Genomic DNA, 5,302 nt, shown 5'->3' on the forward strand with positions numbered 1-5,302 from the left:
AGGAAAATCTCCTATCATCCTATACCTTGGGGAAAATGAATTGGTAAAGTTGTGTTAAAACATAAGAGGGGTCGAAATCACAGGGTCCAGTTTCGGATATGCGGTATTGGCAAAAATGAAGCGTGGCATAAAAAGCATTCCGGCTAACCTGCTAATCGATAAGAATGGAAAAATCATTGTAGTGCATTAATAGGCTGCACTTAAAAAGGGGATATTTCAGGTATGGCTTCAATACCACCACCACATCATCTCTAAACAATTTACTGTTAAAGTATGCCTGTGCGTGTTCCACAGTGTCAAAACCATGCAATACCTGTACATCATCAGTTCTGATCAGTAGTTCTTTTGATTCGGCATCCGACACGTGGGATTTCTGTTGAATTGCTTCTTACTAATCTAATTTCTGCACGGTAGTCCCTGGTGGGCAGCTGTATATAGATATGTTTAAACATTAGCTAAAAAGCAAACGATATCCACTCGAACTCCATAAACGGACGCGTCATCAGTAAACACCTTGTTGGATACAGTGCTTCCGATGTCCTGCACCGGTGTCAAGTTGATCGGTTTAGGAGCCATATTGCCCCGATGAAGCTGAGTAAGTATTGTGATACGCACATTGTTCCCCTGCTCTAACAAAAGTCACTCGCTGAAATTATCATTTGAACCGCCAATTCCATCACTTCAGTATTAAATCGTAAATGCAAGGGATCGCAAAAATTAGTTTTGTCGTGAAATTTAAGATAAATCCAAAATGAAACACAGACTAAGCGTCAGCCTTTTAATGTTCGGGCTATTTATGTGGGGAATTATAATCACCGAAGGGTGCAGGAGAAAAAATGAAAATGAACAAGCTGAACAATCGATGCCAGTAAAAGCAGACCTGATTTCGTTATACCCCGATGAAGCCGTTATCGAACAATCTTATCCCGCAAACTTGCAGGCAACGGATAATATTCAGCTGAGGCCACAAGTTAGCGGATATATACAGAAGGTATATGTGGATGAAGGAGCGTTCGTAAAGGCCGGGCAGCCCTTGTTCAAAATCAATTCGAATTTATACCAAGAACAAAAAAATACCGCGCTCGCTGCATTAGGTATGGCCAAAGCACAACTTGGATTGGCTAAACTTGAATTGGATAAATATAAGGCACTTACCGATAGCAGAGTCGTTTCGGATTTTCAATACAAGAAAGCAAAGGCAAGTTACGAGAATGCCGTGTCAGCTGTCAATCAACAGCGGGCTCTGGTAGCGTCAGCTAATCTTAACTTGGATTTCTCTATCGTGAAAGCGCCTGTCAGTGGCTACATTGGCCGAATCCCCAACCGTGTCGGTGCATTGGTAGGCCCTAATGATGCGCAGGCCTTGGCCATGCTTTCACAGGTGAACAAGATTTATGTTTATTTCTCCCTTCCGGAAAAGGAAATCCTGCACATCAATGCCACCCGTTCCGGGAAAACCTTGATCGAAAAACTAAAAGGCTTTCAGGACATCAGCCTACTGCTTGCCGACGGTAAACCGTACGGCTACACCGGAAAAATTGATATGATGGACGGGCAGTTCGACCAAAGCACAGGCTCCGTATCGCTCCGGGCTTCCTTTCCGAATCCGGAAGGCTTGCTTCGTACAGGAAATACAGGACGTATCCTGCTGAAAACGACTCAGCAGAATGTATATAAAATCCCCCTGCTGGCGACCTATGAAGTTCAGGATAAAATTTTTGTCGGGCTTGTAAACCGCCAGAACAAGGTGACCAGGATAGCTTTAAAAGATTTTACCCGGTCAGGAAATTTCTATCTGCTGAAATCAGGCTTTGCACCAGGTGACCGTATCATTGCCAATGAGCTCGCCTCCATCGCTGAAAACGCCACCATTACGCCCAAAGCCGTCCAATAAAAGCTGTCCGATATGTTAAGCAAAATCATCAAAAGACCCGTACTGGCTACGGTGGTCTCCATAATACTCGTGCTACTGGGCATCGTGGGGCTGCAGCGCATCCCGATGACGCAGTTTCCAGAGATTGCTCCGCCTACTGTTTTTGTTTCCGGTGTTTATCCCGGTGCCAATGCACAGAGTGTGATCCGTTCGGTCATTACCCCGCTGGAGCAGGCCATCAATGGTGTGGAACAAATGCAATACATGACCTCTACCGCCTCCAATGACGGCAGTTTTTCAGTTACTGTAATTTTCAAGCAGGGCGTTAATCCGGATCAGGCCGCGGTAAACGTACAGAACCGCGTAGCCCAGGTGAATGCCCAGCTCCCGACGGAGGTGATCCGTTTGGGACTGACCACCACCAAACAGCAGACCAGCAACCTGATGGTCGTAAACATCAATAGTGAAAAGCCAGATCTCTACAACGAGGCTTTCCTTCAGAATTATGCCAACATCAACCTGGTTCCAGAGCTAAAAAGGATTCCCGGAGTTGGAAATGTAAGCCTCTTCGGGGCCAAAGACTATTCCGTCCGTATATGGATTAATCCGGCCAAACTGGCTGTCTACGGCCTGGTTCCTAGCGATGTGGAAACGGCCATCCAGAACTACAGCTTTGAATCGTCCCCGGGAAGCTTGGGAGAGGAATCGAATGCCCAACTGCAGTATGTGCTTAGGTACAAAGGCAAGCTGAACACGCCTGAAGAATTTGAAAGGATCATCCTCCGTTCAAAAACAGACGGCTCCGTGTTGAGGCTAACGGATGTAGCAAGAATTGAGTTCGGATTGTCCAATTATTCCAGCGATACTTACACCGATGGGAAACCTTCGGTGGTGTTTTCCGTGATCCAGGCCAGCGGTTCCAATGCCAACGACATTGCCATCAAAGTTCAGGAATCGCTGAAAAAGTTCCAGTTCAGTGTTCCAGACGGGATCAAGTTCGAGATCATTCAGAATACGAAAGACCGCCTGGATGCTTCCATTTCGCAGATGAAATCCACGCTGATCGAAGCATTTATCCTTGTATTCATCGTGGTGCTTGTTTTCCTTCAGGATTTTCGGTCGACCATCATTCCCGCCATTGCCGTTCCCGTATCCATCATAGGTACCTTCTTTTTTATGTACCTGATCGGGTTTTCGGTGAATGTGCTGACGCTGTTTGCCTTAGTACTTGCTATAGGGATCGTGGTGGACGATGCCATCGTCGTGGTGGAAGCCATCCATGCAAAAATGGAAGCAACAGGGGAAAATGCCAGAACGGCCACGGCATCGGCAATGAGTGAGATCAGCGGAGCGATTATCTCCATTACGCTTGTGATGTCCGCTGTGTTCCTTCCTGTTGGATTTATGGAAGGGCCAGCCGGTGTTTTCTACAAGCAATTCTCCTATACGCTGGCCATTGCCATTCTGATCTCAGCAGTGAATGCGCTGACTTTAAGTCCGGCCTTATGCGCTTTGCTGCTAAAAAAGCACCACGAGGAAAGCCATAAGAAGTTTACCCAAAGGGTTGCCATTGCTTTTAATGCCAGCTTTGATCGGCTGACCGATAAATATGTAGGTGCGATCCGGTTTTTAGGCAAAAGAAAAATCATTTCCTTGGGTGCGTTATCCTTGATTGCTTTTGGCGCCTTCTTCCTGATGAACAACGCCCAGAAAGGTTTTGTGCCGGAAGAAGATGACAGCAACCTCAGTTTCGTCGTTAACCTCCAGGCCGGTACCAATCTGCAATACATTACCCGTGAAATGGAGCAGGCTACGAAGATCGTCAGGCAGTTGCCCGAAGTGAAAAGCATCAGTACTGTTTCCGGCTTCAACCTGTTCAGCTCCGGGGCTTCACCCAATTCTGCAATGGGATTCATTACGCTGAAGAATCCAAAAGAAAGGGGAGCGGTATCTGATATGAACGAGATTATGGCAAAGATCCAGTCGGCTGTGAAAGGTAAAATCAAAGGGGAATTTATGATCTTCCGTAACCCTGCAGTAGAAGGATTTGGAACCGCTGGTGGTGTAGAGTTTGTGCTTCAGGATCGGGCTGCTGGAAGTATTGCTGATTTTGAGAAGGTCAGCAAGAAAGTGATTGAAGCTTTAAGCAAAAGACCAGAGATCGGGACGGCGTTCACGAGTTTCAGGAGCGATTATCCGCAGTATGAGGTGGTGCTGGATGAAGACAAAGCCTTGCAGCTGGGACTTACTCCCAAAGAAATCATGGATGTGATACAATTGTATCTGACCGGCTCGCAGACAACGGATTTTATCCGATTCGGCAGATTATACCGGGTCAATGTCCGTTCAGAAGCAGAGTTCCGCAAGGACGAAGCATCTCTTGCCAACATTATGATCCGTAACCGCGACAATAAGATGGTTCCGGCTTCTACACTGGTTAGTCTGAAAAAAGTCTATGGGCCACAAGTCATCAGCCGGTATAACCTGTACAATAGTATCTCTATTAATGTAAATGCTGGCGGCGGCGCCAGTACCGGAAAAGCGATGAGCGTAATTGACGGCGTGCTAAAAAGAGAATTGCCCAAAGGCTACAGCTATGAATACGGTGGACTAAGCTTACAGGAACGGAACTCCGGCTCGCAGATGATCCTTATTTTCGGTCTAAGCATCTTGTTTGTCTACTTCCTCCTTGCCGCCCAGTATGAAAGTTACCTGCTGCCGTTGGCTGTAATGCTGTCTTTACCGACTGGTATCCTGGGGGTATTCCTGGCTACGGGAATTGCTGGAATCGAAAATAACATTTATGTCCAGATCGCCCTGATCATGCTCGTGGGACTGTTGGCTAAAAATGCCATACTGATCGTGGAATTTGCTGTCCAGCAGCACAAAGCCGGATTGTCTGTATTTGATGCTGGTATTGCCGCGGCGAAGATGCGCCTGCGCCCGATCCTGATGACCTCTTTTGCCTTCATCGCCGGACTCATACCGCTGATGTTTGCAAAAGGCGGGACGGCGATGGGAAACCGCTCCATCAGTGTCAGCGCAGCGGGCGGAATGTTGAGCGGTGTGATCCTGGGGATCATAATAATTCCGGTCTTATATATGGTTTTCCAGTGGTTACAGGATAAAGTGTCAATTCATAAAAACTAGAGAGATGAAAGTACGCGCAAAATATAGCTCCATTGCAATCGTTATTTTCGGACTGTTACCATCCTGCAAAGTCACACAGGAATATAAACGGCCTGAACTTAGTCTTCCGTCATCATTTGACGAGCCTTCGAACAGTGTAAAGTCGGCCGAAATTCCAGCCTACCGTGAATTTTTTAAAGACAAGGAACTGATTTCCCTGCTGGACCAGGTGATGAAAAAAAATCCTGATTTGATGATAGCTTCTGAAGAGCTTCTGGCTTCCGAAGCGCAGCTGAAAAG

General features: G+C 46.7%; 4 protein-coding genes. 3 read left to right on the top strand and 1 reads right to left on the bottom strand.

Annotated features, from left to right (window positions below):
- Positions 1-151: 151 nt before the first annotated feature.
- Positions 152-364, bottom strand: a complete 213-nt coding sequence (locus VN105_RS16870) for a hypothetical protein (protein ID WP_325642700.1) — start codon at positions 362-364, stop codon at positions 152-154.
- A gap of 387 nt (positions 365-751) precedes the next feature.
- Between VN105_RS16870 and VN105_RS16875 the strand changes: the two genes are divergently transcribed.
- From VN105_RS16875 to VN105_RS16885, 3 genes are all read left to right on the top strand, one after another.
- Positions 752-1,894, top strand: a complete 1,143-nt coding sequence (locus VN105_RS16875) for an efflux RND transporter periplasmic adaptor subunit (protein ID WP_325642701.1) — start codon at positions 752-754, stop codon at positions 1,892-1,894.
- Between the two features lie 12 nt (positions 1,895-1,906).
- Entirely contained in the window at positions 1,907-5,023 is a 3,117-nt protein-coding gene (locus VN105_RS16880) for an efflux RND transporter permease subunit (protein WP_325642702.1), read from the top strand.
- A gap of 4 nt (positions 5,024-5,027) precedes the next feature.
- Positions 5,028-5,302: hypothetical protein (locus VN105_RS16885; protein ID WP_414647247.1), on the top strand; the 275-nt coding region annotated here is incomplete at its 3' end.

Origin of the sequence: Chitinophaga sp., assembly GCF_035564935.1 — a bacterium.
GTDB lineage: Bacteria > Bacteroidota > Bacteroidia > Chitinophagales > Chitinophagaceae > Chitinophaga.